The 23,710-nt window shown below is 64.8% G+C and carries 16 protein-coding genes; 7 read left to right on the top strand and 9 right to left on the bottom strand.

The genetic code is table 11. The features are described from left to right. Positions 1 to 52 precede the first annotated feature (52 nt). On the top strand, positions 53 to 1,159 hold the full coding sequence (locus UP10_RS00405; protein WP_044585479.1) for a DUF2336 domain-containing protein: 1,107 nt from the start codon (positions 53 to 55) through the stop codon (positions 1,157 to 1,159). 22 nt (positions 1,160 to 1,181) lie between these two features. On the opposite strand, the gene UP10_RS00400 is transcribed toward UP10_RS00405, so the two are convergent. Both UP10_RS00400 and UP10_RS00395 read right to left on the bottom strand, forming a co-directional pair. After that, positions 1,182 to 1,820, bottom strand: a complete 639-nt coding sequence (locus UP10_RS00400) for an NrsF family protein (RefSeq protein ID WP_044585478.1) — start codon at positions 1,818 to 1,820, stop codon at positions 1,182 to 1,184. Between the two features lie 2 nt (positions 1,821 to 1,822). After that, on the bottom strand, positions 1,823 to 2,368 hold the full coding sequence (locus tag UP10_RS00395) for a sigma-70 family RNA polymerase sigma factor (RefSeq protein ID WP_044537301.1): 546 nt from the start codon (positions 2,366 to 2,368) through the stop codon (positions 1,823 to 1,825). 323 nt (positions 2,369 to 2,691) lie between these two features. Here UP10_RS00395 and UP10_RS00390 point away from each other — a divergent pair, with 323 nt between their 5' ends. Both UP10_RS00390 and UP10_RS00385 read left to right on the top strand, forming a co-directional pair. Then, positions 2,692 to 3,336 (top strand): hypothetical protein, encoded by a 645-nt coding sequence (locus UP10_RS00390; protein ID WP_044585477.1) that lies wholly within the window; start codon positions 2,692 to 2,694, stop codon positions 3,334 to 3,336. Between the two features lie 145 nt (positions 3,337 to 3,481). Next, positions 3,482 to 4,261 (top strand): enoyl-CoA hydratase, encoded by a 780-nt coding sequence (locus tag UP10_RS00385; RefSeq protein WP_044585476.1) that lies wholly within the window; start codon positions 3,482 to 3,484, stop codon positions 4,259 to 4,261. A gap of 59 nt (positions 4,262 to 4,320) precedes the next feature. Here the strand turns inward: UP10_RS00385 and UP10_RS00380 are convergent, their stop codons facing one another. Then, a complete protein-coding gene (locus UP10_RS00380; RefSeq protein WP_044585475.1) occupies positions 4,321 to 6,183 on the bottom strand; it encodes an acetyl-CoA hydrolase/transferase C-terminal domain-containing protein in 1,863 nt (620 codons plus the stop codon). Positions 6,184 to 6,422: 239 nt separating this feature from the next. Between UP10_RS00380 and UP10_RS00375 the strand changes: the two genes are divergently transcribed. After that, positions 6,423 to 7,838, top strand: coding sequence for a TolC family outer membrane protein (locus UP10_RS00375; RefSeq protein WP_044585474.1), 1,416 nt, complete (start codon positions 6,423 to 6,425; stop codon positions 7,836 to 7,838). A gap of 144 nt (positions 7,839 to 7,982) precedes the next feature. Then, entirely contained in the window at positions 7,983 to 8,951 is a 969-nt protein-coding gene (locus UP10_RS00370) for an amidohydrolase family protein (RefSeq protein ID WP_044585473.1), read from the top strand. Positions 8,952 to 9,011: 60 nt separating this feature from the next. On the opposite strand, the gene UP10_RS00365 is transcribed toward UP10_RS00370, so the two are convergent. The 3 genes from UP10_RS00365 to UP10_RS00355 form a co-directional block, all read right to left on the bottom strand. Then, positions 9,012 to 12,140, bottom strand: a complete 3,129-nt coding sequence (locus UP10_RS00365) for an efflux RND transporter permease subunit (RefSeq protein WP_044585472.1) — start codon at positions 12,138 to 12,140, stop codon at positions 9,012 to 9,014. Between the two features lie 111 nt (positions 12,141 to 12,251). Continuing rightward, the gene (locus UP10_RS00360) at positions 12,252 to 13,499 is read right to left on the bottom strand and encodes an efflux RND transporter periplasmic adaptor subunit (RefSeq protein ID WP_044585471.1); all 1,248 of its coding nucleotides are present in this window, start codon (positions 13,497 to 13,499) and stop codon (positions 12,252 to 12,254) included. A gap of 150 nt (positions 13,500 to 13,649) precedes the next feature. Then, positions 13,650 to 15,056 carry a CoA transferase gene (locus UP10_RS00355; RefSeq protein WP_044585470.1) on the bottom strand — a complete coding sequence of 469 codons (1,407 nt, stop codon included), beginning with the start codon at positions 15,054 to 15,056 and terminating at the stop codon, positions 13,650 to 13,652. Positions 15,057 to 15,182: 126 nt separating this feature from the next. Between UP10_RS00355 and UP10_RS00350 the strand changes: the two genes are divergently transcribed. Further along, entirely contained in the window at positions 15,183 to 15,470 is a 288-nt protein-coding gene (locus tag UP10_RS00350) for a hypothetical protein (protein ID WP_044537411.1), read from the top strand. Positions 15,471 to 15,682: 212 nt separating this feature from the next. On the opposite strand, the gene UP10_RS00345 is transcribed toward UP10_RS00350, so the two are convergent. Genes UP10_RS00345 through UP10_RS00335 form a run of 3 tightly spaced genes read right to left on the bottom strand, consistent with a single transcriptional unit; the run spans position 15,683 to position 21,796 of the window. After that, positions 15,683 to 19,321 (bottom strand): error-prone DNA polymerase, encoded by a 3,639-nt coding sequence (locus tag UP10_RS00345; protein WP_156179580.1) that lies wholly within the window; start codon positions 19,319 to 19,321, stop codon positions 15,683 to 15,685. Positions 19,322 to 19,341: 20 nt separating this feature from the next. Next, positions 19,342 to 21,093, bottom strand: coding sequence for a Y-family DNA polymerase (locus tag UP10_RS00340; RefSeq protein WP_502692145.1), 1,752 nt, complete (start codon positions 21,091 to 21,093; stop codon positions 19,342 to 19,344). After that, positions 20,984 to 21,796, bottom strand: a complete 813-nt coding sequence (locus UP10_RS00335; protein ID WP_044585468.1) for an ImuA family protein — start codon at positions 21,794 to 21,796, stop codon at positions 20,984 to 20,986. Before UP10_RS00335 ends, UP10_RS00340 begins: the two co-directional genes overlap by 110 nt. A 269-nt stretch (positions 21,797 to 22,065) precedes the next feature. On the opposite strand from UP10_RS00335, the gene UP10_RS00330 reads away from it, so the two are divergent. Further along, complete coding sequence (locus UP10_RS00330) at positions 22,066 to 23,505, top strand: UdgX family uracil-DNA binding protein (RefSeq protein ID WP_044585467.1); 1,440 nt, start codon at positions 22,066 to 22,068, stop codon at positions 23,503 to 23,505. Positions 23,506 to 23,710: the final 205 nt, after the last annotated feature.

Here is a 23,710-nt window from a genome sequence, read left to right as displayed (position 1 = left end):
CCGGCGCCGGAGAAACCGTCGCCGCCTTTATTTGACGCTCCAGGATAGAGTCATGAGTTCGAAGTACGCGACCGCCCCTGAAAGTCTGCTCGACGAATTGCAGACCACGCTCGCCCACGGCACAGTGGCGCGTCGCGTCGAGACGCTGCGCCGTGTGACCGATCTCTTCATCAACGGCTCGGTGGACTATTCGGACGAGCAGGTCGGCCTGTTCGACGACGTTTTCCAGTGTCTGCTCGAACACATCGAAAGCTCGGCGAAGGCGCTGCTCGCCAACCGGCTCGCGCCGATCGACAGCGCGCCGCCGCGGACGATCCGTACGCTGGCCTTCGACGACCTGATCGAGGTTGCCGGCCCCGTGCTCGCACGGTCGGCCCGGCTCGACGACGATGCCCTGATCGAGACGGCGCGCAGCAAGAGCCAGGCGCACCTTTTGGCCATTTCGACCAGAAAGGCACTGAGCGGCGCCGTCACCGACGTGCTGGTCCTGCGCGGCAATGACGAGGTAATCCAGAGCACGGTCAACAATCCCGGCGCGGAGTTCACCGAACGCGGCTTCACCCGCCTGGTCAGCCGCGCCGAGGGTGATGACAATCTGTCGACCTGCGTCGGCCTGCGCCCGAACATTCCGCGGCATCTCTATCTCAAGCTGGTTGCGAAGGCCTCCGACACCGTACGGCAACGGCTCGAGGCCGCCATACCGCAGCAGGCCAAGGAAATCCCGATTGCGGTGAAGGAAGCGACACGACGCGCGCGCTCAGGTCCCGGCGCTGTTGCCCCCGACACCGCGATCGCGCATGCCTTGGTCAAGTCGCTCTATGACGACGGCCGGCTCGACGAATTCCAGCTCGCGGCGTTTGCCGAGGCCGGCAAGTTCGACGAGACCAACGCCTCGCTCGCCGCGCTCGCCAGTGTCACAGTGGGCATCGCCGAGAACATGATGATCGAAACCCGCGCCGAGGGCGTGATGATCCTTGCCAAGGTGTCGGGCCTGTCATGGTCGACCGTGCGGGCCATCATCGATCTGCGCGACGAGATTTCTGGCGCCGAACCGACCGACTTGCAGGCTTGCAAGGAGACCTATGAGCGTCTGCGGCCCTCGACCGCGCAACAGGTCTTGCGCTTCCACCGCATGCAGCAATCCGCGCCCGCGGCATAACATCCGGGCCACGATCTGCAATTTAATATCGAAGCATCCGCGCTCCCACGAGCGCGCCGATCGCCGTGACCAGCGCGGTCGCGATCGTGTACCAGGTCGCCACGAACAGCGGTGAATCATCGGTGCAATGCGACGCGTAGAGCGTCGCGGCCAATCCCGCCGACATCATGCCGGCGACCGCGCCGGCGATCGCCGGCCGCGCCGGTGCCCCCTGCCGCAGCCCGTACAGCGCACCTGCCAGCAGCGGCAGCGAGATCGCGGGGATCGCGGCCATGCAGGCCTTCGAATTACTACCGACCAGTCGCGTCATCATCGGCGCCCGCTGCGGCATCATCATCTCGCCGCTGATGCCGGCAACGAGGATGCCGGCCGGGATCAACAGCCACCAGCCAAAGCCGCGCAGCGAGGTTTCCGGCCGCGACAGATGCAGGCTGACGGCTGTTGCCGAGATCGCCAGCGCCAGCGTCACCGCAAACTTCAGGTCGAAGAACGGATTATGCATCGCAGTCATGACGTCCGGACGCACGCCAAGTTCGGCGAAGAAGATCAACAGCGAGACCGGGGCCGCGGCGAGCAGCGCCAGCATCAGCGCAAAACCAACCGGGCGCGCACGGTTCTCATTGTCGGTGGCCAGCGTCTGAATGAGTTGATCGGTATCCATGCTCATTGTTCCCGCAATTTCGCCGTCAGGCTCGCCAGGCCGCGATGCAGCGCCACCCGCACCGCGCCCTCGGTCATCGATAGTTTGGCTGCCGTGTCCTTGATTGAAGCGCTGTCGACCGCAATGGACTGCAGCACGTCGCGCTGCCGTGCAGGCAAGGCCTGCAACTGGGCGGCCACTTCACTCGCCGACGCGGTCGGCTCGGCCACCTCCCCCGGCAGGATCTCGGCGAAGTCGTCGACGTTGACGAAGATGCGCCTGCCGCGGCGTCGCAGAGCGTCGATCAGCTTGTTGCGCGCGATCGCGAACAGCCAGGGCGCGAAAGGAGCGCTGGTGTCCCAGGTGTGCCGTTTCAAATGCACCGCCAACAAAATGTCCTGCACGATGTCCTCGGACTGGTCGACCGGTTGTCCCGCGCGCGCCAGACCGCGGCGCGCCGCTGCGCGGAGCACCGGCGTGACGGCCTTAAGCAGGCGATGATACGCCGCACTGTCGCCTGAAATGGCCGACCGCATCAGGCCGGTCCACTCGTCTTCACGTTCGCGCACGCGCGCTCCTAGACTGCAATTCGACCGATCTTTCAATTTGTTACACCGGGCGTGCCGCGATCACGATCTCGTGATCATAAGCACCGCCGCGATGGTATCGGCATCCGGCTACGGAGAATCGCCGCGGCAGGCTCCTCAAGCCCCTGCTCATAACATCGATCCGAACACGAGGCATCGTTGGCCCTTCGCCATCTCCGCTCCCAGCAGAAAAATTGCCCAGCTTTTGCCCGCTGTGGCCCGAAGATTCCCTTTTTCTGCCCCGGTGTGGACACGCAGCGAGGTCTCATTTCGGCGCTGGGACGGGTGAATGGGGAGATCATCAAATGAAAATCAAAGCCAGCGGGCGCTTGGCCTTGATCATTGCGACAGGGCTCTTTGTGTGTATCGCCGGTCCGTTGCCGGCAAGCGCGGCTGGTTCGGACACCGCTGCGTCGACATCCGACAGTGCCACGGCCGGTAAATCCGTCCGGCAGAGCTCGCGGCACGGCAAGCGCTATGCGCACCGCAAGTCCGACAGGACCGCCGACAAGTCGGACAGCAAGAAGGACGTTAGCGACGCCGGCAGCGTGACGGCGGCGGGGATCCCGGCCTCGGTCGCCAACGCCAATGCGGAGCTGACCTCCAACGACACGAACGCAGTTCCCAAGGCCGGCCCGATGCTGGCCGCGGCCGACAGGCCGGCCTCCGACACCAGCGTGGTCGCATCCGACCAGCTCAACGATGTCGATCGTGCCTTGCAACAGGCTCAGCCGGCCGAGCAGCCGCAACCGGTTCAGCAGCAAGCAGCACAGCAGGAGACCCCGCCGGCCCCGCCGCAGACCGTCGCGATGGCCCCGGACAAGCCGGCCCCGGTTCTGGCAAGCGGCGATAGCTCGACCTGGGACCAGACGTCGCTGATCGGAAAGATTTTCATCGGCTTCGGGGCCCTGCTCACGGTGGCTTCCGCCGCGCGCATGTTCATGGCGTAGCCGAGCCACGTTCGCCGGCGCGGGCTGCGGGTAGCGCCTGCGGGTAGCGCCGCACCGCGGCGGCCCGGCACCTCCGTTCGGCCACTTGATGCGCATCCCGCCAGCGGGCACATTGCCCGGCAAATCAGGCACGGGGTTTGCGTCAATGGCTACGTTCGAATTCATCATTGTCGAGAGCAAGGGACCGGTCGGCGTCATCACGCTCAACCGCCCGAAGATGCTAAACGCACTGTCGTTCGGCGTGTTCCGCGAAATCGCAGCTGCCGTCGACGATCTCGAGGCCGACGACAAGATCGGCTGTATCCTGATCACCGGCAGTGAAAAGGCCTTTGCGGCCGGCGCCGATATCAAGGAGATGCAGCCGAAGGGCTTCATCGACATGTTCACCAGCGACTTCGCCGCGGTCGGCGGCGATCGCGTCGCGCGGTGCCGCAAGCCGACGATTGCGGCGGTGGCCGGATATGCGCTGGGCGGCGGCTGCGAGCTCGCGATGATGTGCGACATCATCATCGCCGCCGACACCGCGAAATTCGGCCAGCCGGAGATCACACTCGGCACCATCCCGGGCATTGGCGGCACGCAACGCCTGACGCGCGCGATCGGCAAGTCCAAGGCGATGGATCTCTGTCTCACCGGGCGGATGATGGACGCCGCCGAGGCCGAGCGCTCAGGCCTGGTGTCGCGGATCGTTCCCGCCGACAAGCTGATGGAAGAGGCGTTCGCCGCGGCCGAGAAGATCGCCTCGATGTCGCGCCCGGCGGCGGCAATGGCCAAGGAAGCCATCAACCGCGCGTTCGAAACGCCGCTGTCGGAAGGCATGAGCGTCGAGCGCAACCTGTTCCACTCGACCTTCGCGCTGGAAGATCGCGCCGAAGGCATGGCGGCATTTATCGAGAAGCGCAAGCCGGTCAACAAGAATCGTTAGAGCATGATCCGGAAAAGTGCGAAGCGGTTTTCCGAAAAGATCATGCTCAAAACAAAGAACTAGCCTCCCCTGCTCCGCGCCAGCGCCGCGCTGACCAGCGCGCGATAGGCGCGCTCGGCAAAGTACGTGGGCTTGTCTAGGCCGAGCCGCGCCAGGCAGTCGCGGTCGGCAGCATCAGGCGGATGCCTCATCCCTTGCCACAGCAAGCCGGGCAGTTGCAGCGGCGTGCGCTGCGCGTCCTGCAATATTTGCAAGGCCGGGATCAAACGCTGCTCGACGTCGGTGAAATCGCTGCCGAACGGGAACGACGGCAACAGGCCTGCGTCACGTGCGGGCTTCAGCGCGTCGCGGATGCGCTCGGGATGGTTTTCGCGGTGAGCGGCGGGAATCTCATAATTGCGCGGCAGCTTGCCGGCGTCCTTGGCCTGCCGCATCAGTTCGCTCTGAAAGCGGGAATCCGAGACCTGCAGCATTGCCGCGACGACGTCGGCATCGGATTTCCCGCGCACATCGGCGACGCCATACTCGGTGACGAAGATGTCGCGCAGATGCCGGGGAATGGTCTCATGCCCGTAGGACCAGCGAATGTTCGACTGCATTCGTTTGCCGGCTTGATGGGTCGCCTCCAGCGCCAGCACCGAGCGCGCGCCTTCCAGTGCGAACGCCTGCGCCACGAAATTGTACTGGCCGCCGACGCCGCTCACGACCTGACCATTCTCGAGGCCGTCCGAGATCGCAGCGCCCAATAGCGTCGCCATCATCGCATTGTTGACGAAGCGCGCATCGACGCGCGCGCGGCGCTTGGCCTCCTCGTCGCCGAAGATCTCGTTGGTAAAGGACACCGGCATCATCTGGATCCGGGCCAGTTGCTCCGGCGTCATCTCGCGCAGCGCCCGATAGAACGATTTTGGCCCGAGGAAGAACGCGCCGTGCAGGATCGTGCCGTCGACATCACGCTTGAGGATGCCGGCGTCGATCAGGCCGAGAAACGCCTCGAACAGCATCTCGCTGACGCCATAGAGGCCCTTCTCGAACGGCCCGGTTTCGACCGTGGCGAGTTGCTCGGTCTCAGGCGCGAGCCGCTTCATGATGCCATGAAATTGCGCGTTGTCGCGGTGCCGGACGATAAGGCCTTGCGCCAGCGCGTCGCCGACCTGGCCGATGCCGATCTGCAGCGTACCGCCGTCGCGCACCAGACCCGCGGCATGCAGCCCGATCGCGTATTTGGTGTCGCTGATCGGCTCGGATGGCGGTGCGAACAATGGGAAGTCGGTGTCGGGGCTGTCGAGCACCGCGGCAAATTCATCCGCCGGCAGGTCGCCGGCGCCGGGCATGAACGGCAGCTCGGAATTAACCTGGGCGATCAGCTTGAACGACGCGCGGCCCTGCTTGCGGGCGCGCAAGATGTCGAGCGTCGTATCGGTGTTGCAGCTCAGGCTGTAGCGCGCCACGCCGTCGACCACGCGTTTGGCGACGAGCTGGGGGACCACATTCAACCCGCGCGACAACAGATACGACGCAGCATGGGTGTAGTTCGCCGAGATGTAATTCTGTTGCGCGATCGGTGAATGGAGCCACTGCCCTGCGAGGAAGAAGAACTCGATCACCTTGATGTTGGACGGCAATGCCCCGGCATGCAACGCGTCAGCGTAAGCGAGATCCGGATAGAGGCCGAACAGCCGATCGATCACCGGGCCGATGAAGCGCCGTTCGAGCAGGTTTTTCGGCTTCGGCTTTTCCAGCGTAAGTGCCGAGAACAGCGTCAGGTTGATGGAGCGGTCGGCGATGGCGCGTGCATACAGCGCGTTGATGATGTGGTTGGCCTTGCCGAGGCCGAGCGGCAGTCCGACCACCAGATCAGTTCCGACGTCGCGAATGATATGTTCCGCGATGGCCTCGGGATCAGAGAAGATTTGCGGCATCAGGAATGGACCCGGCGGGGCTGTGGACAACCGGCATCCTGAATCGACGGCCGGCGGCTGAAATCTATACTCCATATGACATTCACGTTCGCCTGTGACGAAGCGGCAACAGACAACAATTGAATCGGTGTGCAGATGTCGCGTGGCGGTTTGCCTGTGGCGGTGCCGCCCCCTAAACAGGTAGATGTGTCGAAGCCGTCGGCGGGGGCGGACGGCTGGGGTTTGGTTTGCGGGATCACATGGTTGAGCGTGCCGCGAGGGTCGGTGACGTCAAGAGGCGCGTGCTTTTGTCGGGCATCCGCCTTGGCGCACTGGCTTGTGTGTTGTCTGCGCCTGCTGTCCGTGCCGAAGGCCTGTCCGAAGCGCTGGCCAAGGCGTACCAGACCAATCCGCAGCTCAATGCCGAGCGGGCGCGCCAGCGCGCGACCGATGAGAACGTGCCGCAGGCGCTGGCCGCATATCGGCCCCAAATCATCGCGGGTCTTTCGGCCGGCCTGCAGGCGGTGCGCGACCAGTTGCCCGGCAACGTCATCCAGACCGCGACGCTGAAGCCGTGGCAGATCGGCGTGACGGTGACCCAGACCTTGTTCAACGGCTTCAAGACCGCCAACAGCGTCCGCGTGGCCGAACTGCAGGTGCAGTCCGGCCGCGAGGCGCTGCGCAACGTCGGTCAGGGCGTGCTGCTCGACGCCGTCACCGCCTATACCAACGTGCTGGCCAACCAGACGCTGGTCGAGGCGCAACGCTCCAACGTCGCCTTCCTGAAGGAGACCCAGGCGATCACGCAGCGGCGCCTCAACGCTGGCGACGTCACGCCGACCGACACCGCCCAGGCCGAGGCCAGGCTCAGCCGCGGCCTGTCCGACCTCAATGCTGCGGAGGTCAACCTCGCGATCAGCCAGGCCACCTATGCGCAGCTGATCGGCAACCCGCCGTCGCAGTTGCGCTCCGCGGACGCCGTCGACCGGCTGCTGCCGCGCAGCCGCGAAGACGCGGTCGGGTTTGCCTTCCGCGAGCATCCGGCCGTGATGGCGGCAGGCTACGATGTCGACGTCGCCTCGACCTCGATCCGCGTTGCCGAGAGCAGCCTGCTGCCGCAGGTCAGCGTGCAAGGCAGTGTCAGCCGCAGCCGCGACAGCGACTCCACCCTCGGCACTTTCGGGACGGACCAGGCCTCCGTGATCGGCCAGGTCACGCAACCGATTTATGACGGCGGCACGGCGTCGTCGCAGACCCGGCAGGCCAAGGAAGTGGCGGCGCAGAGCCGGCTGGTGCTCGACCAGGTCCGCAATCAGGCCAAGACCGCCGCGGTCAGCGCGTGGGTCGCCAATGAGGGCGCCAAGATCGCGGTATCGGCCTCCGAATCCGAGGTGAAGGCCGCAACCGTTGCATTGGCCGGCGTGCAGAAGGAGGCCGCGGGCGGCCAGCGCACCACGGTCGACGTGCTGAACTCGCAGCAGGACCTGATCCTCGCCAAGGCGCGGCTGATCGGCGCGCAGCGAGACCGCGTGATCGCCTCCTATACGCTGCTCAGCGCGATCGGGCGTCTCGACGTCAAGACGCTCGCTCTCAACACGCCGGACTATCTGCCCGAAGTCCACTACCATCAGGTCCGCGACGCCTGGCAGGGCCTGCGGACGCCGTCCGGACAATAGGCCGCGACGCGGAACCGTCTGCATGGCGAATGTCCACCCCTTCCCGCCCGCACCGTCCCCCGATAACCTCCCTGCCCACCGGCGACCGATAACGCCGGCGCGCGCATAGCGCGCATAACAGCCGAGCACGCAGGGAGACGTCCAATGCTGACGCGACGCAGTATGATGCTTGCTTCCATCGCGGCGGGAGTGACCATGACCAGCAGCAACGCATTTTCCAAGGCCTCGCAGCCATCGACGGCGGTGAACTTCGACGTGCCGGCCGGCGCGTGCGACTGCCACACCCATATCCATGGGGACCCCGAGAAATTCCCGTTCTTCGCAGGCCGCGTCTACACGCCGGAACCGGCCTCGCCGGAGGAAATGAGCGCCCTGCACAAGGCGCTGAATATCGAGCGCGTGGTGATCGTGACGCCGAGCGTCTACGGCCCCGACAATTCGTCGACGCTGTTCGGCATGATGGCCCGCGGCGCGACGGCGCGCGCCGTCGCCGTGATCGACGACAAGACCAGCGAGAGCGACCTCGACGGCATGCACAAGACAGGCTTCCGCGGCATCCGCCTCAACCTTGCGACCGGCGGCGTCAACGATCCCAATGTCGGCCGGCAGCGTTTCTCGGCCGCGGTCGAGCGGATGATGGCGCGCGGCTGGCACGTCCAGCTGTTCACCAGCCTCGCCATGATCACCGCGATCAAGGACCTGGTCGCCACCTCGCCGGTTCCCGTCGTGTTCGACCATTTCGGCGGCGCCGAGGCCGCGCTCGGCACAGGGCAGCCGGGATTTGCCGACCTGCTTGAATTGGTCAAATCCGGCAGGGCCTATGTCAAGATCTCCGGCGCCTACCGCGCCTCCAGGCTCGCGCCCGACTATCCTGACGCGGCGCCGCTGGCGCAGGCGCTGATCGCGGCGAATGCCGAGCGCATCGTCTGGGGCACCGACTGGCCGCATCCGAATTCGGTGACGCCATCGGACAAGAAGGTCACCGACGTCACGCCGCTGTACCAGATCGACGACGGCCGCCTCCTCAACCAGCTTCCGGTCTGGGCGCCGGATGCCGCGGTCCGCAAGACGATCCTGGTCGACAATCCTGCGCGGCTCTATGGTTTCACCTGATTGACTTTTGTTTGAGCATGATCTGTTCGGAAAACCGCGGCACACTTTTCCGGATCATGCTCAGCGGTCGCGCGGCCGGCGCGAGAAATACGAGATCAACACCGGCAGCGTGATCAGGATCACCAGCGGCGCCAGCATCATGCCGGTGACGACAACGATCGCGAGCGGCTTCTGCACCTGCGAGCCGATGCCCCCCGAGATCGCCGCCGGCAGCAGGCCGACGCCGGCGACAACGCAGGTCATCAGCACCGGGCGGAGCTGCAGCTCGCCGGTGCGGATCACCGCGCGCATTCGGTCGTAGCCCTCATCGATCAGCTGGTTGAACTGCGACAGGATGATGATGCCGTCCATCACGGCGATGCCGAACAGCGCGATGAAGCCGATCGCCGCCGACACGCTGAACGGGATGCCCGAGATCAGGAGCCCGAGCACGCCACCGAAGATCGCCATCGGGATCACGCTCATCGCGAGCATGGTGTCGACCATCGAGCCGAAATTGAAGAACAGCAGCACCGCGATCAGCACCAGGCTGATCGGCACCACGATCGACAGCCGCTTGATCGCATCCTGCAAATTGCCGAACTCGCCGACCCATTCGAGGCGCGAGCCGGGCGGCAGCTGAACCTGCTCATTGACCTTCTGCTGTGCTTCGAGGATCGCGCTGCCGAGATCGCGGTCGCGCACCGAGAACTTGATCGGAAGGTAGCGCTCCTGCTGCTCGCGGTAGATATAGGCGGCGCCCGAGACCAGCTTGATCGAGGCGACTTCGCTGAGCGGGATCTGGGTGGTGCCGCCATTGGGATTCGCGACCCCGATCCGCAGGTTCTGGATCGCTTCGGCACTCTTGCGATATTCCGGCGCAAGCCGGACGATGATCGGAAAATGCCGGTCGCTGCCGGGCTCGTAGAGATCGCCGGCAGTGTCGCCGCCGACCGCGACCTTGATTGTGGCGTTGATGTCGCCGGGCGCCAGCCCGTAGCGCGCTGCCCGCGCACGGTCGACGTCGATCTGAATGGTCGGCTGGCCGAGCGAGGTGAACACCGCAAGGTCGGTAACGCCCTGCACCGTCGACAGCACCGACTTGATCTTGTTGGCGGTGTCGGTCAGCGCCTGCAGGTCGCTGCCATAGAGCTTGATCGAGTTCTCGCCCTTCACGCCCGACACCGCCTCCGAGACGTTGTCCTGCAGGTACTGCGAGAAGTTGAATTCGACGCCGGGGAATTTGTCCTGCAATTGCGCAAGCAATTGCGCTGTCAGTTCTTCCTTGTCGTGGGTTCCGGGCCATTCGCCGGCTGGCTTCAGAGGTGCGAAGAACTCGGCATTGAAGAATCCTGCGGCGTCGGTGCCGTCATCGGGCCGGCCATGCTGCGACACCACGGCCTCCACTTCGGGACGGCTGCGGATCACCCGCCTCATCTCGTTGACGTAGGCATTGCCTTCCTGCAGCGAGATCGTCGGCGGCAGCGTGGCGCGGATCCACAGATTGCCCTCTTCCAGTTTGGGCAGGAATTCGAGGCCAAGGAACCGCACGCAGATGACGGTCATGACCACGAGGCCGGCGGCGCCGGCCATCACGATCTTGCGGTTGGTAATCGCCCAGTTCAGCACCGGCAGGTAGATCGCATCGAGCTTCCTGACGATCCAGGTCTCGGTTTCGTGCATGTGCGCCGGCAGGATGATCGCGCTCAGCGCCGGGGTGATCGTGAACGTCGCCAGCAGTCCGCCCGCCAATGCATAGGCATAGGTTCGCGCCATCGGGCCGAAGATGTTGCCCTCGACGCCGCCCAGCGTGAACAGCGGCAGGAACGCGGCGACGATGATGGTGGCGGCAAAGAAGATCGAGCGCGAGACGTCCGCCGCCGCCGACAGGATCGCATGGCTCTTCATCCCCATCACGGTTTCCTGGGAGATGTGGCTCCGCTCATCTTCCGACAGCGCCGTGGTCTGCGACAGCCGGCGGAAGATCGCTTCCACCATGATCACGGTGGCGTCGACGATCAGTCCGAAATCGATCGCGCCGACCGACAGTAAATTGGCGGATTCGCCGCGTAGCACCAGGATGATCACGGCGAAGAACAGCGCGAACGGTATCGTCGCGCCGACGATCAGCGCGCTTCTGAGGTCGCCGAGGAAGATCCACTGCAACAGCACGATCAGGAGGATGCCGACCACCATGTTGTGCAACACGGTGTGGGTGGTGAGCTCGATCAGGTCCTTGCGGTCGTAGATGCGTTCGATCTTGACGCCCGGCGGCAGGATCGTGGAATTGTTGATCTGGTTGACGAGCTGCTCGACGCGGGAGATCGTCGGCGAGCTTTGCTCGCCACGGCGCATCAGCACGATGCCCTGCACGATGTCGTCGTCATTGTCGATGCCGGCGATGCCGAGCCGCGGCTTCTCGCCGATGGTCACAGTGCCGACATCCCTGACCAGCACCGGATTGCCGCCAGACTGCGAGACCATGGTGTTGGCGAGATCATCGATCGAACGGATCAGGCCGACGCCGCGCACCACGGCCGATTGCGAGCCGATGTTCACGGTGTTGCCGCCGACATTGATGTTGGCGTTGGAAATGGCTTGCAGCACCTGCGGCAATGTCAGGCCGTTGGCGACCAGCTTGTTGAAGTCGACCTGAATCTCATAAGTCTTGGTCTTGCCACCCCAGCCGGTGACGTCGATCACGCCGGGCACCGACCGGAAGCGGCGCTGCAGAATCCAGTCCTGCAGCGTCTTCAGATCCAGCACGCTGTAGTTCGGCGGGCCCTTGAGCCGATAACGGAAGATTTCACCGATCGGGCTGACCGGCGAGATGCCGGGCTGCACATTGCCCGGCAACGGTGCAAGCTGCGACAGGCGGTTCAAGACCTGCTGCAGCGCCTCGTCATAGGTGTAGTCGAAGGAGAACTGCAGCTTGACGTCGGACAGGCCGTACAGCGAGATGGTGCGGATGGTCTTGAGGTTCTTGATGCCGGCGACCTGGGTCTCGATCGGGATCGTGATATAGCGCTCGATCTCTTCGGCCGAGAGGCCCGGGCTCTGCGTCACGATGTCGACCATCGGCGGAGTCGGATCGGGATAGGCCTCGATGTTGAGCTGCTGGAACGCGAGCAGACCGCCGATGAAAACGACGGCGAACAAGGCCACCATCAAGTAGCGGCGGTTGACGGCAAGGGCGACAAGACGATCCATTCAGATCGAAGCTTTCAGGCTGGAAGAACTTTGATTGAGCATGATCTCCGCGCCAACGCGGTCCGCGTTGGTCGCAAGCGAAAGCCGCTTTCCACTTTTCCGGATCATGCTTTACGTGCCGGACGCGGCGCGGTCGATGAACAGGCTGCCCTTGGTCACGATCTGCTCGCCCGGCTTCAGATTGCCGGCAACCTCGACGAGGTCGCCATTGATCAGGCCGGGCTTGATCTGGCGCAGCTCGATCGTCTTGTCGTCGGCACGGGCGACCCAGACCCGCACCTGGTCGCCCTCGTAGATCAGCGCCTGCTTCGGCACGCCGACCCCCGGGTGATCGCCGGCCGAAAACAGCGTCACATTGGCGAACATCTCCGGCTTCAGCCGGTTGTCCTTGTTGTCGATCGTGGCGCGAACAAGAAGGCGGCGCGACGTCGGATCGATCGCGGCCGCCACATAGTTGATCCGGGCGGTCAGCACCTTGCCCGGCAGTGCCATCACGCTGAAGCTGACGTCCTGCCCGACCGCGACATTGTCGGCATCGGATTCCCGCACGAAGGCGATCAGCCAGACGGTGGTGAGATCGCCGATCACGTAGACCGGATCGCTGGCGCCGGTCGAGACATACTGGCCAGGGCCGGCCTTGCGCTGCACGATGGTGCCGGCGATCGGCGCGAACACCGTCGTCTCCGGATTGAGGCGGCCCCTCTGCTGCAGCGTCGTGATGGCCTCGTCGCCGAAGCCGAGGATGTGCAGCTTGTTCTGCGCGGCCTCCAGCAGGGTCTGTGCCGAGCGGGCATCGTTCTGCGCCTGCACCAGCGTCGCCTGGGCCTGCTGATAGTCCTTCAGCGGAATCGCCTTGCCATCGGACAAATCCTTGGCGCGCGTCTCCTGGATTTGCGCGAGATCGAGCGCCGACTGCGCCTTGTTCAGGCCGGTCATCGCCGCGACATAGTCGTTCTGGGCCTGCACCGTGTCGGCAGCTTCGATCACGAACAGCGCCTGTCCCTTGGTCACGGTCTCGCCCGGCCGCACCAGCAGGCGGGTGACGCGGCCGGTATAGGGCGAGTACACCGGCGTGGAACGATCCTCGTCGATGCCGATCTTGCCTTCGGTGACGAGCTCGGAGCGGAACGTATGCTCGGTGACGGGCTGGAACGTGAGACTGGCCCATTCGGCCGCCGTCGGCGTGTAACGCGAAGCCCCCTTGCGGGATTGGCTCGAGACATCCGAGGAGGTCTGCTTTGCCGTGCTGAACCGCGTATAGCCGTAGGCGCCGGCAATGGCGACCGCCAGCAACGCCACGGCCGCCATCAGGCGCGGGCGGCTAAGCTTCTGCATTCGTTGGGTAAGGTCTCTAAACATGCGGTCCGGAGGTCGATCGTTTCAGCTTCCGGCGGGACGGCCCCAGCGGTGCGCTAATAGTGCCGATTTGGTGTTGCAAACAACCTAAAAATCGTGGTTCGGCAGCGACTGGGGTTAAAGATTGGCTAGCCTGAACGGCGACTGAATGCATTATCCGGGAAACTCCGGGGCGGGAAACTCCGGGGTATGGCTGCCGAGCGGCATCGCCGGACAGGCCCAATAGGCCGGGGTTTTGGACGGCACCGCGGCGTGCCTGACCGAGCTCAAGGTGCCAAAGCCGGACGGAAGCTGCTCGATGAAGGGCGTCACCGCGTCGGCCTTGAGATCCGCGGTTGCCAGCCCGCCGGCGACGCGGCCGAGATTCCATAACCAGCGCCCGGTCTGCGCGAGCGACACCCGGACGTGCCAGCTGCCGCCCTCGCGCGCCTGGCGCGCCTTCGCCATCATGGCGCCGAACGCCATGAAGTATCCGGTGGCATGGTCGAGCATCTGCGCCGGCAGCTCCTTCGGCCCGTCGACCCCGGCCGCCTGCCCCTCGGCGTGATTGAAGCCGGTCGTGGTCTGCACCAGCGAATCGAAGCCGCGGCGCTCCGCCCAGGGACCGGCATGGCCATAGGCCGACAGCGTCACATAGACGATGCCCGGATTGATGCGCGCCGCCTCCTCCGCCGAGAAGCCGAGGCGCGCGATCGCCTGCGGGCGATAGCCCTGCGAAAAAATATCGGCCTGCGCCACCAGGCGGCGCATCACGGCCCGCCCCTCATCACTCGTCAGCTCGACGAAGCTCGTGAGCTTGCCGCGGCCGGTGTCGATGGTCAGCCACGGGATGACAGGCAGATCGGGACCGGAAATCAGCAGCACGTCGGCGCCATGGGCGGCGAGCGTGCGGCCGGCGACGGGGCCCGCGATGACGCGCGACAGATCGAGGACACGGATGCCGGCCAGCGGCCGGTCACCCGCGGGCCACGGCTTTGGCGCGGCGTCGCCGATCTTCTCGATTTCGATCAGCGGCAATGTCGCGAGCGCTTTCGCATGCGGGGTCGCCGACCATTCATCATGCGAGCGCATCAGCGCGACGACACCGCCGGCCGCATAGGCCGCGGTCTCGAACGCCTCGCCGTCCCATTGCAGCAGCGCGGCCTGCACGTCGTCGCGCTCCGCCGGGCAGTCCAGCACCTTGCAGACCGCGTCGCGATGATGCGGGAAATTGGTGTGGAGGCGGACAGAGCGCCCGTCGCGGACGCGGTAGACGCCGGCGATCTTGTCCCAGGCCGGCGGCGGCGGCTTATCGTCGACGCGCAAGTATCGCTCGCTGCGGCATTCGACCACCGCGTGGCGCATGTCGACCGCGACGTCCTGCCTCTCGCCGCTGCGTGCTGTCCAGATCTCTGCGGCCGCGAGGCCGGCGGCTGCGATCGAGGCCTGCGCCGCCGCGGCGACGCGAAATGACGACGGCAGTTGCGGTTCGCTGCCGGTCAGCCTGACCGCATCGAGCGCGGACGGCGCGCCGCCGGCCGCGATCCAGATATCGGCAAGGATTTCACTGATGTCCTGCATGGAGATTCCTCGACCGGATGATTCTATGCCCGAGCATGATGACAGAAAAGCGGTGCCCGGTTTTGTCCGTCATGCTTAGGTCCCGGATCATGCTCAAGGCTCTGCCCGGTTGAAACAGGAGTTACCATGGCTGCCATCGATCCCCTTACCGCCGGCGGCGTTTTCGTCGCGACCGCGGCCACCGACGCGGTCTATGTCATGTTCACCTCGGCGGTCGTCGCCCGCAAGCGCGTGCCGGCGGCGAGCTGGAGCAGCATCTGGTATCTGCTCTCGTCCTACGCCGTGATCAGCTATACCGAGAACTGGATCTACGTCGCCTTCGCCGCCGCGGGCTCGTGGGTCGGTGCCTACGCATCGATCACGTTTTTGCACCGGCCTCCAGGTGGCCCGCCGGTCGGGGCATCGGTGGAGTGAATAATATGTGGCCGCTTATTCATCCGTCGTCCCGGCGAAAGCCCATACGCCGCAGCGGCTGTTGTAAGGGGACTCGTCGTTCCGACCTCGCGCGACAATGACCTTCGGTGGTTATGGGTCCCGGCCTGCGCCGGGAAGACACCGAATGTTTGGCGCCGCTGGTGGGTCATACCCACGCATTCTTGCGACATGAATTGTCTGAGCTTTGCATTTCAATGAAAATCCCGTGACGGCGGCAGGATGCGGACGTTGCGCGGGTGGCGGATTTTCTGCGCCGGCGCATCGGCGTGATCGCGGCGATCGTCGTTGAGCGGCTCGATCAGTGCAGGTCCCGCCGGCACCGGGGGCTTGCGGGTGAGGGAATCGTTGGCGAGGCCGATCAGGTCGTGGGAGCGGTCGATCATGCGCTGCGCCACCAGATGCGTCACGCCCTCGGGGCTGCTCTGGATATATCCCTCGACCAGGATCAGGTGCGCGCCCATCACCTCCTTGCGGTACTGCTCCATCACCTTCGGCCACACCACGATGTTGGCGATGCCGGTTTCGTCCTCCAGCGTCATGAACACGACGCCCTTGGCGCTGCCCGGCCGCTGCCGCACCAGCACCACGCCGGCGCAGCGCACGCGGCGGCGATCGTTGCCCTTGTTGATCTCCGTGCAGGCGACGACGCGCTCTTTCGTGAACATCTCGCGCAAGAACTCCATCGGATGGCCCTTCAGCGACAGGCGAATGGTCTGATAGTCGGCGACCACCTGCTCGGGGCGCGGCATCTCCGGCAGCGGTTTTGCGTTTTCATCCGGCTGCTCACGGGCGACTACCGCCTCGAACAGCGGCAGCGGCACGTCGTCAGGCAGCCGCCGCACCGCCCACAGCGCCTCGCGGCGGTCGAGCCCGAGCGAGCGGAACGCATCGGCATCAGCGAGCAGGATCAGCGCGCGTTTCGGCAAGGCGGTGTCGCGGGCGAAATCTTCCAGCGAGGTGAAGGGTCTCCGGTTGCGTGCGGCGACGATGCGGTCGGCCCAGTCTTTGGGTTCTGCAACAACTTGTCCCCTGGTTCGCTGCACCTCTCCCGCTTGCGGGGGAGGTCGGATCGCATCGTCGGATGCGATCCGGGTGGGGGCTCTCTCCTCACGAAGAGTGTCGCGCGTGGAGACACCCCCACCCCAACCCTCCCCCGCAAGCGGGAGAGGGAGCGCAGTCCCTTCGAGGTTGGTCGCGTTTCTCTCCCCGTCATTCCGGGGCTCGCGTAGCGAGAGCCCGGAATCCATTGGGCCGCATCCATGTTGAGGAATGGATTCCGGGTTCACGCTACGCGCGCCCCGGAATGACGACTGAACTTCCTTCAACCTCTCCTCGTCCTCATCCAGCCAGTGAAAGCCATCGATCTGACGAAAACCGAGGCGCACCGCGCAATAGTTTCCACCCCTTTCCTCCAGCGTGTTCTGCGCAAAGCTGTGGGAGACATCGATCTCGCGCACCGTGACGCCGTTGGTGCGGGCGTCACCGACGATCTGCGCCGGGGCATAGAAGCCCATCGGCTGCGAGTTGAGCAGGCCGCAGCAGAAGGCGTCGGGATGATAATGCTTCAGCCATGAGGAGATGTAGACGAGCTGGGCGAAGCTGGCGGCATGGCTTTCCGGGAAGCCGTAACTGCCAAAGCCCTTGATCTGGTCAAAACAGCTTGCGGCGAATTCGGGTGAGTAGCCGCGCGCGACCATGTTACCGACCAGCTTTGCCTCATACTGGCCGATGGTACCGACATTGCGGAAGGTGGCCATCGAGCGGCGCAGGCCGTTGGCTTCCTCGGACGTGAAATGCGCTGCCTCGATCGCGATCCGCATCGCCTGCTCCTGGAACAGAGGCACGCCGAGCGTTTTGTGCAGGACATTGTAGAGCTCATCCTTGTCACCATGCTCGGGTGACGGTGCGGGATAGCTGACCTTTTCCTGGCCGTTCCGCCGCCGCAGATAGGGATGCACCATGTCGCCCTGAATAGGCCCGGGACGCACGATCGCGACCTCGATGACGAGATCGTAGAACTCGCGCGGCTTCAGCCGCGGCAGCATGTTCATCTGGGCGCGGCTCTCGACCTGAAACACGCCGAGCGATTCCCCACGGCACAGCATGTCGTAGACGCGCTCGTCGTCCTGCGGGACGGTGGCGAGCGCCCAGCGCTGGTTCTTGTGGTCGTCGATCAAATCAAAACATTTGCGGATGCAGGTCAGCATGCCCAGCGCCAGCACATCGACCTTCATCATGTTGAGCGCGTCGACGTCGTCCTTGTCCCATTCGATGAAGGTGCGGTCGTCCATCGCGGCGTTGCCGATCGGCACATAGGTGTCGAGCCGGTCCTGGGTCAGCACGTAGCCGCCGACATGCTGCGACAGATGACGTGGAAACTCGATCAGCTCGGTGGCGAGCTCGACCGCAAGATTGATCATCGCGTTTTTCGGGTCGAGCCCGGCCTGCCGCACCTGCATGTCGTTGAGGCCCTTGCCCCAGCTTCCCCACACGGTATCGGCGAGCGCCGCGGTGACGTCCTCCGTCAGACCGAGCGCCTTACCGACGTCGCGGATCGCGCTGCGCGGGCGATAATGGATGATGGTGGCAATGATCGCCGCGCGATGGCGGCCGTAGCGGCGGTAGACATATTGCATCACCTCCTCGCGTCGCGAATGCTCGAAATCGACGTCGATGTCGGGCGGCTCCAGCCGCTCCTTGGAGATGAAGCGCTCGAACAGCAGGTCGACCTTGGTCGGATCGACCGAGGTGATGCCGAGCACGTAGCAGACGGCCGAGTTCGCCGCCGATCCCCGCCCCTGGCACAAAATGTTCTGGCTGCGCGCGTAATGCACGATGTCGTGCACGGTGAGGAAGTAATGCGCGTATTTCAGCTCGGCGATCAGCGCGAGCTCCTTGTTGAGGGTGGTGCGGAGCTTGTCGTCGATCTCGCCATCGAAATATGTGTCGACGCCGGCCCAGGTCAGGTCCTCCAGATGCTGCTGCGCGGTCTTGCCCGGCGGCACCGGTTCGTCGGGATACTGGTATTTGAGTTGGTCCAGCGAGAAATTGATGCGGCCGGCAAAGCGCATGGTCTCGGTAACAGCCGCGGGCCAGTCGCGGAACAGCCTGATCATTTCATGGGCGGGCTTGAGATGGCGTTCGGCATTGGCCTCGAGCCTGCGGCCGACCGCCTCGATCGTGGTCTTTTCGCGAATACAGGTCAGCACATCCTGCAGTGGACGCCGCGCCGGATGGTGATAGAGCACCTCGTTGGTCGCGAGCAGCGGCACACTGGCCTTGGCGGCGAGTGCATGCAGCCGCGCGAGGCGGCGCTTGTCGTCGCCGCGATAGAGCAGGCTTGCGGCAAGCCAGACGCCACAGGCAGAGCTCTCCTTCAGGTGCGTAAGAACATCGAGCGCAACAGCCGCATCAAAGCGATGCGGCAGCGTCAGCACGAGAAGCTGGCCCTCGGCGTGGTCGATGAGATCGGACAGTGCGAGACGGCAGTCGCCCTTCTCGATGCGCGTGATGTCATCACCGCGCTTGCCGCGGGTGAGCAACTGGCACAGCCGGCCGTAAGCGGCGCGGTCGCGCGGATAGACCAGGATGTCGGGCGTATCGTCGATGAAGACGATGCGGGTACCGATCAGGAGTTTTGGCGGATGCTCGACCTCGGAATTGTCGAGCTCCTTCCAGGCGCGCACCACACCGGCCAGCGTGTTGTGATCGGCGATCCCGATCACGGGAATACGAAGCCGGCTCGCCTCATGCACATAGGCGCGCGGATCGGAGCCGCCGCGCAGGAAGGAGAAATTGCTGGTGATGCCGATCTCGGCATAGTCGGGCATCAGCTGAATTCCTGGCATGCTCATGCGAACAACCCGTGCACATACCATTTGGCCGGAACGGGCTTGCCCGCCTCGTCTCTCAGCTCGCTCTCATAAAGGCCATCGCGAAAGATCCAGAAGCGCTGGCCCGCGGCGTCCTCGACGCGGAAATAATCCCGTGTCAGCGATTGACCGTCCTGCTTCCACCATTCCATCGCGATGCGCTCGGGGCCTTCGACCCTGACAACCTCATGCTGCGCGCGCCGCCAGGTGAATTGATGCGGCGGACCGTCGGGTACGGTCGCGAATGGCACATTGATCAGCTCCGGCCGGTCGAACAGCCGCAAGGGACGCAGCGGCGGCTCGCCCGCGATCCGCTCCGGCCAGGCGGCTTGCGCGGCGGCGGCAAGATGATGCTGCGCCGGGACGGCGAGCGCTGATCGTTCGGGGATGTGGCTCTGCAGCGGCAGATGCACGACCACGCGTTTTCCGCCGATGCGGGCGGCGATGCGGTCGATCAGCGCGGATATCTCGTCATTGTCATGCACTGACGCGTCGAGATCGCGCTGCTGCTGCACCACGATCTCGGTACGCCCTGCGGCGAGGCGAATAAGATCGAAGCCGAAGCCGGGATCGAGGGGATCGTTTAAGCTTTCGAGCCGTTCGCGGAACAGGCGGTCGATCATCTCGGGCCTGGTGACCGGACGCCCGGCCTCGACCGCGATGCTGCGTACCGCGCCGTCGGTGCGGAAGAAGCTCGCCTCCAGTTGCCGCGCGCCCTTGCCCTGTCTGTCCATCGCCGTCACCAGCGTGCGGGCGAGGTTTTGCAGCGTCAGCGTGATCACGCTGTCGGTGGTGACGGGCTCGGCGAAACGTTTCTCCACGATGTAATCGGGCAGCGGCTTGCGCGGACTGATCGGGGCATCGCCCTGCCCGAGCGCGTGGCTGAGCAGCGTCGTGAAGGCTGCGCCGAACCGCGCCGAGATCTCGTGCGGCGCGCGCGCGGCGACATCGCCGATGGTTTTCAACCCGGCGCGGCGAAGCCCGGTGGTAACAGCCTCGCCGGCGCCGAGCGCTGCGACCAGCAGCGGGCCGATGGCGTGGGCTTCCTCGCCGGCGGTGACGATCTTGCCCGAGGTGTGCCGCGTCAGCGTGCGCGCCGCGATCGAGGTGCCAGCGATTGCGGCGCTGACCGCAAAACCGCGCTGGCTCAGCGCGTTCGTCGCGATCTGCAGCAGCGCGCGCTCGCCGCCGAACAGATGCGCGCAGCCGGTAATGTCGAGGAACAACCCATAAGGGGGATCCAGCGCCACCAGCGGCGTGAAGCGGTCGCACCAGTCGGCGATGTCGTTCAGCGTCTTCGCATCGGCGGCGGGATCGGCGTCGTAAACCGTCAGCTCCGGACAGATCGCGCGCGCATTGGCGAGCGGCAGCCCGATCGAGAGCCCCGCACGCACCGCGGCCTCGTCGATAGACTGCAGCAGGATGGCGTTGTGGTCCTTTGCGACGACGACGCTGGGGATTTCTTGTTTCGCCTCTCCCGCTTGCGGGGGAGGCCGGATCGCATCGCCAGATGCGATCCGGGTGGGGGCTCTCTCCTCACGAAGAGTGTGACTCGTGGAGAAACCCCCACCCCAACCCTCCCCCGCAAGCGGGAGAGGGAGCCCTAACACCTCCCGCGCATCAGCTCGCGAGACGCTGCTCTGCGCCAACCTGCGCGTGATGCGGTCGATGGGCAGGCGTGGCAGCCATAGGCTGAGGATGCGCCGACGGTTCACTGAATTGGCACTCATCACATTTCCATTCCATGATCCATCGCCCGACCGGGCCATGACGATTGCGCACCAGCTCGGCATCGAACCGCGGCGCGCCCCAGGGCGCCGCAGGCATTGAGGCACTCGCGGCCGAGCCCGGCGGTGAATGCGCCGCGCGCACGATCCAGCGCGTCTCCGCGGTCGAGGGAATTGGCGTCGCCGCAATCCGCAGCACCAGCGCGGTGACGCCGGAGGCTTGCGCGGCCAATGTCAATTTGCGGCTGGCGACGAGATCGAGCTGGCGCGCATCGCCCCAGACCTCCAGCACCACCGCGCCCAGCGCGTCGCAGGCCAGCGCGTCGGCGGCGGTGCGCAAGCCGCTGTCGACATCGGCGGCGCGCACCGTGACCAGCAGCCGCGGATCGAGGCCGAGTTCGGCGAGCCCGCTCATCGACAGCGCGCCACTTTCGCGGTCGGAAAAATCCTGCCGCATCCAGACCAGCGGTTTGCGCGGCGACAGCCGTCCGGCAAGCCCTGCAACGAAGCCGGTCGCGGCACCGCTTTGATGGCCGCTTGCGAACACCTCATGCAGCACGGCTGACGCAAGCCCGCCGCGCAGCATCGCATCCACGCTCGTGTGTCCGAGCGCGACGCGGTTCGGCATCGTCGCATCCGATGGCGCCTCGATGCGCGCGATGCTGCCGCGCAAGGACGCAAGCGTACCCGTGCGTGCGCCGTTCATATGCGCCGCTCCTTCCCAACCAAAATTTGAAGCCGTCACTGGTTCTGAACAGAGAACCACGCTGGCTCATTTGTTCATGATATGTTCTAATATAAAGCTAACAGAACCGGCAGAGTCAATCGGATTGGTGGGCTCTCCGATTCATCAGTGGAATCAAGGGGATTCAGGAACGGTCAGGAACGGGGCGCTGCCCCGCCCGCCGCTTCCACGCCTCACCAGGCGCGTGAACCCTGAAATAGCGGCGGCATGACGGAAACGGAGCAAATCGCATGCACATCATGATGCTCGACAACGACACCGATTTCGACGGCTGGCGCAAAGCCGCGCGGCGATTGGCATTGAATGACGTGAAGCCGGCTGATGTCACGTGGACGGTGCGCAATGCGGCCGAACTATTCGCGGCATCCAGCGTGAACGGATTCAGCGCGAACGACCTGCCCGATGCGCCGCATGCGGCCTTCAACGTGTCAGCCACATTCGTCAAGCTGGCAAGGACCGCGATCCTGCATCGCAATGGCGACCGTTTCGCCCTGCTTTATCGCCTGTTATGGCGGCTGCGCAGCCATCACGATCTGCTCGGCACCACGACCGACCTTGATGTCGCCGAGGTCAATGCGATGGCGCGCGCGGTCTATCGCGACATCGACCGGATGCACGCGCATCTCCGCTTCCGTGAAATCGGCCGCGAGCAGAAGGCGCGTTACGTCGCCTGGTTCGAGCCCGAGCATCGCATCGTCGAGGCCGCCGCGCCCTTCTTCGCCAGCCGCTTCGCCGACATGCCGTGGTCGATCCTGACCCCCGACGTGTCAGCGCATTGGGATGGCCACGCGATCTCGATCACGTCAGGCATCGACAAATCCGAGGTGCCGGCGGAGGACCGGCTCGAGGAAACGTGGCGACGTCATTACACCGGCATCTTCAATCCGGCGCGGCTGAAGGTGATGGAGGCACAGCACTCCTATTGGAGGAACCTGCCCGAGGACTCGATCATTAGGCCTTTACTCGAAGACGCAATGCGGATGACGGGTGGCTTCATCAAGAACGTGGCGAGCGAACCGCACACACCCGAGCGACAGCAGGACACGCCGATGGTCCGCGGAGATGCTCACGACACGATCGCGGCGTTGCGCGAACAGGCCGCCGGCTGCCGCGCCTGCCCGCTCTGGAAGGACGCCACCCGGACCGTGTTCGGCGAAGGTCCGCAAACCGCCTCGGTCATGCTGGTCGGCGAGCAGCCCGGCGACAAGGAAGATTTGGCCGGCAGGCCGTTCGTCGGCCCGGCCGGCGAGATGCTCGATCGCGCGCTGGCGGACGCCGGGATCGCGCGGGCCAAGGTCTACGTCACCAACGCGGTGAAGCATTTCAAATTCGTGCCGCGCGGCAAGATCCGGCTGCACCAGAAGCCGAACACACCCGAAATCCGCGCCTGCCGGCAATGGTACGAGCGTGAACTTGCCGCGATCCAGCCGGAACTCGTGGTGGCGCTCGGCGCCACCGCCGCCCAAAGCGTGTTCGGCAAGATCACACCGGTGAACAAGAACCGTGGCCGCCTGATCGATCACGACGGCACCAAGGTGCTGGTCACCGTGCATCCATCCTATCTGCTGCGGTTGCCGGACGAAGATGCCAAGGCACGGGAATACCAGCGATTTGTCGACGACCTGAAAATCGCAGGCTCCTTGTTGCGCCGCTCGGCACACGCCGCCTGAGTTCCCGCAAGCCTGTGGGACTACGGCAACACGTCACTGGAATTCCAGCAACACGTTGATGTGAAATGCATTGAAACAGTTGATAAACACCTACAACCTTGAATTGATCTGTGGTACGGTCACGTGTTCCGCAGGCATTGGGCGTCATGTTCACGCCATGACGTTCCCTGAGGTCGGCGCGCTGCACGATTCGACTAGCCCCAAT

Source organism: Bradyrhizobium sp. LTSPM299 (assembly GCF_000938235.1).
GTDB lineage: Bacteria > Pseudomonadota > Alphaproteobacteria > Rhizobiales > Xanthobacteraceae > Bradyrhizobium.
The sequence above is the reverse complement of the archived record's forward strand: the minus strand, read 5'-3'. Positions and strand labels throughout refer to the sequence as shown.